Origin of the sequence: Mesorhizobium sanjuanii (assembly GCF_002529485.1) — a bacterium.
Classification (GTDB): domain Bacteria; phylum Pseudomonadota; class Alphaproteobacteria; order Rhizobiales; family Rhizobiaceae; genus Mesorhizobium; species Mesorhizobium sanjuanii.
In genome coordinates this window covers 1-4,423 of sequence record NZ_NWQG01000298.1, presented here as the reverse complement: position 1 = coordinate 4,423, position 4,423 = coordinate 1, and the positions used below count along the sequence as shown (strand labels likewise).

Here is a 4,423-nt window from a genome sequence, read left to right as displayed (position 1 = left end):
GGCTAGGGGTGGGGGTACCGCGCCCTCCGGCGCGCCGCGTCCCGAGGGCGAAAAGCCGCTGGCCTCGCCCGCCATTCGGCTGCGGGCCAGGGAGGCCGGCATCGATCTCAGGCAGGTTGTGGGCAGCGGGCCGGCCGGCCGCATAAGCCATGAGGACATCGACGCCTTCCTGGCGCGGGGACCGCAGGTCGCCAGGACATCCGGCCTCGCCCGCAACGACGGTGTCGAGGATATCAAGGTGATCGGGTTGAGGCGCAAGATCGCCGAGAAGATGGCGCTCGCCAAATCGCGCATTGCGCACATCACCTATGTCGAGGAGATCGACGTCACCGCGCTGGAGGAACTGCGCGCCGCGCTCAACAAGGAGAAACGGCCGGCCGGCGCGGAAAGGCCGAAGCTGACGCTACTGCCGTTCCTGATGCGGGCCATGGTCAAGGCGATCGCCGACCAGCCCCAGCTCAACGCGCTGTTCGACGACGAGGCCGGCATCATCCACCAGCATGGCGGCGTCCATATCGGCATCGCCGCGCAGACGCCGTCGGGACTGGTGGTGCCGGTGGTCAAGCATGCCGAGGCGCGCGACATCTGGGAAAGTGCTGCCGAGCTCAACCGGCTGGCCGAGGCGGCTAAATCGGGCACGGCGAGCCGCGACGAGCTGTCGGGATCGACCATCACCATCACTTCGCTCGGCGCGATGGGCGGCGTGGCGACGACGCCGGTCATCAACCATCCGGAAGTGGCGATCGTCGGCGTCAACAAGATGATGATGCGGCCGGTGTGGGACGGCACCCAGTTCATCCCGCGCAAGATGATGAACCTGTCGTCGAGCTTCGACCATCGGGTGATCGACGGGTGGGACGCCGCGGTGTTCATCCAGCGCATCAAGACGCTGCTGGAGACGCCGGCGCTGATTTTCGTGGATTGAGGCTTTGGATACGGACGTTGCCCCCCTTCCTTCGTCATCCTCGGGCTTGACCCGAGGATCCATGCCGCGACCTCGGACGAGGGGCGCAGCAGAACAGAATTCCGTACCGTTGCAACGCCTTCACGTCACGGCATGGATCCTGGGGTCTGCCCGCGTCGCTACGCTCCTTGCTTCGCCCCAGGATGACGAAGGCACAAGCGCCTCGGCCAATCTCCAACGTAAGCGATGCGGCACTAGGGCACTACCGATCAAGGTGACCCCATGAAAGAAATCTCCTGCAAGCTGCTCGTCATTGGCGCCGGGCCCGGCGGCTATGTCTGCGCCATCCGCGCCGGCCAGCTCGGCATCGACACGGTGATCGTTGAAGCCGGCAGGCCGGGCGGCACCTGCCTCAATGTCGGTTGCATCCCGTCCAAGGCGCTGATCCATGCGGCGGAGGAGTTCGAGAAGGTATCGCATATGGCCGGCGGCAAGGGGCCGCTCGGCATATCGGTCGCGCCGCCATCGCTCGACCTGGCCAAAACCGTGGCCTGGAAGGACGGTATCGTTAGCCGGCTGACAAACGGCGTCGCCGGACTGCTCAAGAAGGCCAGGGTCAAGACCGTCCAGGGCTGGGCGACGTTCCGCGACGGCAAGACCGTGGAGGTCGAGACCGAGACTGGGACGCAGGTGATCCGTGCCGAGACGGTGGTGATCGCGACCGGCTCGGCTCCGGTCGAACTGCCGTTCCTGCCGTTCGGCGGGCCGGTGATCTCATCCACCGAAGCGCTTGATCTGAGCGAGGTGCCGGGCAAACTCGCGGTCGTCGGTGGCGGCTATATTGGGCTGGAGCTGGGCATTGCCTTCGCCAAGCTCGGCGCCGAGGTGACCGTGGTCGAGGCCTTGCCGCGCGTGCTCGCCCAATATGATGCGGAGCTCACCCGGCCGGTGGTAAAGCGGCTGGCCGAACTCGGCATCGAGGTCATGACGGGCGCGAAAGCCAAGGGCCTCGCAAGCGCGGGACAGGCGGGCAAAGCCGATGCGCTGCTGGTCGAGACGTCTGACGGCAAGACGGCGAAGATCGCCGCCGACAAGATCCTGGTCACCGTCGGGCGCAAGCCGCTGACCGAAGGTTTTGGGCTCGAGCAGATCGACCTCGACAGGTCAGGCAGATTCATCCGCATCGACGACCAGTGCCGCACCTCGATGCGCGGCGTCTTCGCCATTGGCGACGTCACCGGCGAGCCGATGCTGGCGCACCGGGCGATGGCGCAAGGCGAAATGGTCGCCGAGATCGTCGCCGGTCACAAAAGAAGCTGGGACAAGCGCTCGATCCCGGCGATCTGCTTCACCGATCCCGAACTGGTCACGGTGGGCCTGTCGCCGGAGGAGGCGAAGGCGCTGGACGGCGAGATCAAGATCGGCCAGTTCCCCTTTGCCGCCAATGGCCGGGCGATGACGAAGCTGGGCGAGGAAGGGTTCGTGCGGGTGGTGGCGCGCGCGGACAACCATCTGGTGCTCGGCATCCAGGCGGTCGGGCAAGGCGTTTCAGAATTGTCGGCGGCGTTTGGGCTGGCGCTGGAAATGGGCGCGCGGCTGGAGGATATCGCCGGCACCGTCCATGCCCACCCGACGCAAGGCGAAGGGTTCCAGGAAGCGGCGCTGAAGGCGCTGGGACACGCGCTGCATGTTTAGCTTCCCCTTCCCCACAAGGGGGGAAGGGAAGGTGCCGCCGTTCACCCCGCCAGCCGGCTCACCATCTCGTGCTGCGCATAGGCGTGGCCAAAACGGTTGGCGAGGAAGGCATCGAGGGCGATGTCCTCCTGCCTGATGAAGCCTTGTCCCGGCAAGCTCCCGTCGGCCAGCATGTCGAGCACGGCGCAGATGGCGGACGCTGTGGTGATCTGGATGGCGCTGCGCACCATTTCGCCGACGCGCCTGGCGTAGATCTTGTTGGCGTAGGTCTCCTGCAGCAGGCGGCCGTTCTTGCGGCCGCTGACGGTGACGAAGACGATGACCACGTCCTGCAGCGTTGCCGGCAGGGCGCTTTCGAAAATGTCCTTCAGCACGTCGCGACGGTGGCGCAGGCCGAGATCGTTGAGCAGCGCCTTCATGATCGCGGCATGGCCGGGATAGCGGATGGTGCGGTAGTTGAGCGTGCGCACCTTGCCCTTCAACGTTTCGGCCAGCGTGCCGAGGCCGCCCGAGGTGTTGAACGCCTCGTAAGTGACGCCGTCGAGCGAGAACTCCTCGCGCTCTTCCAGCGGCGGCACCTCGACCAGCTCGCCCTCGACGATCGCCTCGCAGGGCTCGCAATATTCGTTGATGACGCCGTCGGTGCTCCAGGTCAGGTTGTAGTTCAGCGCGTTCGACGGGTATTGCGGCAGCGCGCCGACCCGCATGCGCACGCTCTCCAGCGTGTCGAAGCGGCTGGCGAGGTCGTTGGCGACGATCGAGATGAAGCCCGGCGCCAGCCCGCATTGCGGGATGAAGGCGCTCTTGCCCGACCGCGCCAATTCCTTGACGCGCCTGGTGGCGGCGACGTCCTCGGTCAGGTCGAGATAGTGCACGCCGGCGGTGGCCGCCGCTTCGGCGATGCGCGTGGTCAGATGGAAGGGGGCGGCGCTCAGCACCGCGAAACTGCCGGCGAGCGCTGCTTCGAGAGCGCCAGCCTCCGCAATGTCGAGTTCCAGCGTCGCCACCGTGGCCGGCAGTTCGGCCGCGCCAAGCTGCGCCACCGAACGGTCGACGAGGGTGACTGAATAGTCGCCCGTCGCGGCGAGCATTCCGGCGATGGTCGAGCCGATCTTGCCGGCGCCGACGATTACAATTTTCTTCATGACGGTTCCCTCGCCCAAAATGGTTGAGAGCTCAGGATCGCAGCTTGCCTGTCGAAAGGAAGCGTGGAATTGTTCGAAACGAAGTCCCTGTTTGATCGATCTGCCGGTAAGGATCGTCGAAATGCTGAGTGACGCTGAATGCTGAGTGATGCCGACCAGGCCCTGATTTCCCTACTGCGCGACAATGCGCGCGCGTCAACGGCGGAGCTGGCGCGGCGGCTCGGCGTATCGCGCACCACCGTGCAGAGCCGGATCGAGCGACTGGAGCAACGCGGTATCATCGCCGGCTATGGGGTGAGGCTCTCGCCGGACCATGAACGCGGCCTGGTGCGGGCGCATGTCCTGCTGACAGTCACGCCCAAGCTCGCCGACAAGGTGGTGCGCGCCCTGCAGGCGCTGCCGCCGGTCAGGACACTGCATTCGGTGAGCGGCAATTTCGACATGATCGTCATCGTCGACGCGCCGTCGATCGGGGACCTCGACACGCTTCTCGACGAGATCGGCGCGATGGACGGAGTCGAGCGGACATCGTCGTCGATTATTTTGTCGACACGGATCGATCGGTGAGGGGCAGAATTAAAGCCGCAGCGATCCCTCCTACCCCCTCTGTCCTGCCGCACATCTCCCCTTGGGAGCAGGGCAATCGCATATGGATTTTTTGCGAAGAGGACCCCCACCC

The 4,423-nt window shown here is 65.6% G+C and carries 4 protein-coding genes; 3 read left to right on the top strand and 1 reads right to left on the bottom strand.

The annotated features are described in order from the left end of the window. Together CN311_RS31405 and lpdA are read left to right on the top strand one after the other, a co-directional pair. Positions 1 to 925: dihydrolipoamide acetyltransferase family protein (locus tag CN311_RS31405; RefSeq protein ID WP_097577450.1), on the top strand; the 925-nt coding region annotated here is incomplete at its 5' end. Positions 926 to 1,186: 261 nt separating this feature from the next. Then, positions 1,187 to 2,599: a dihydrolipoyl dehydrogenase gene (lpdA, locus tag CN311_RS31400; RefSeq protein ID WP_097577449.1), complete on the top strand. Its 1,413-nt coding sequence runs from the start codon at positions 1,187 to 1,189 to the stop codon at positions 2,597 to 2,599. A gap of 41 nt (positions 2,600 to 2,640) precedes the next feature. On the opposite strand, the gene CN311_RS31395 is transcribed toward lpdA, so the two are convergent. Next, the gene (locus tag CN311_RS31395) at positions 2,641 to 3,744 is read right to left on the bottom strand and encodes a saccharopine dehydrogenase family protein (protein WP_097577448.1); all 1,104 of its coding nucleotides are present in this window, start codon (positions 3,742 to 3,744) and stop codon (positions 2,641 to 2,643) included. Between the two features lie 138 nt (positions 3,745 to 3,882). Here CN311_RS31395 and CN311_RS31390 point away from each other — a divergent pair, with 138 nt between their 5' ends. Then, complete coding sequence (locus CN311_RS31390; protein ID WP_097577447.1) at positions 3,883 to 4,311, top strand: Lrp/AsnC family transcriptional regulator; 429 nt, start codon at positions 3,883 to 3,885, stop codon at positions 4,309 to 4,311. The last annotated feature ends 112 nt before the right edge of the window (positions 4,312 to 4,423 follow it).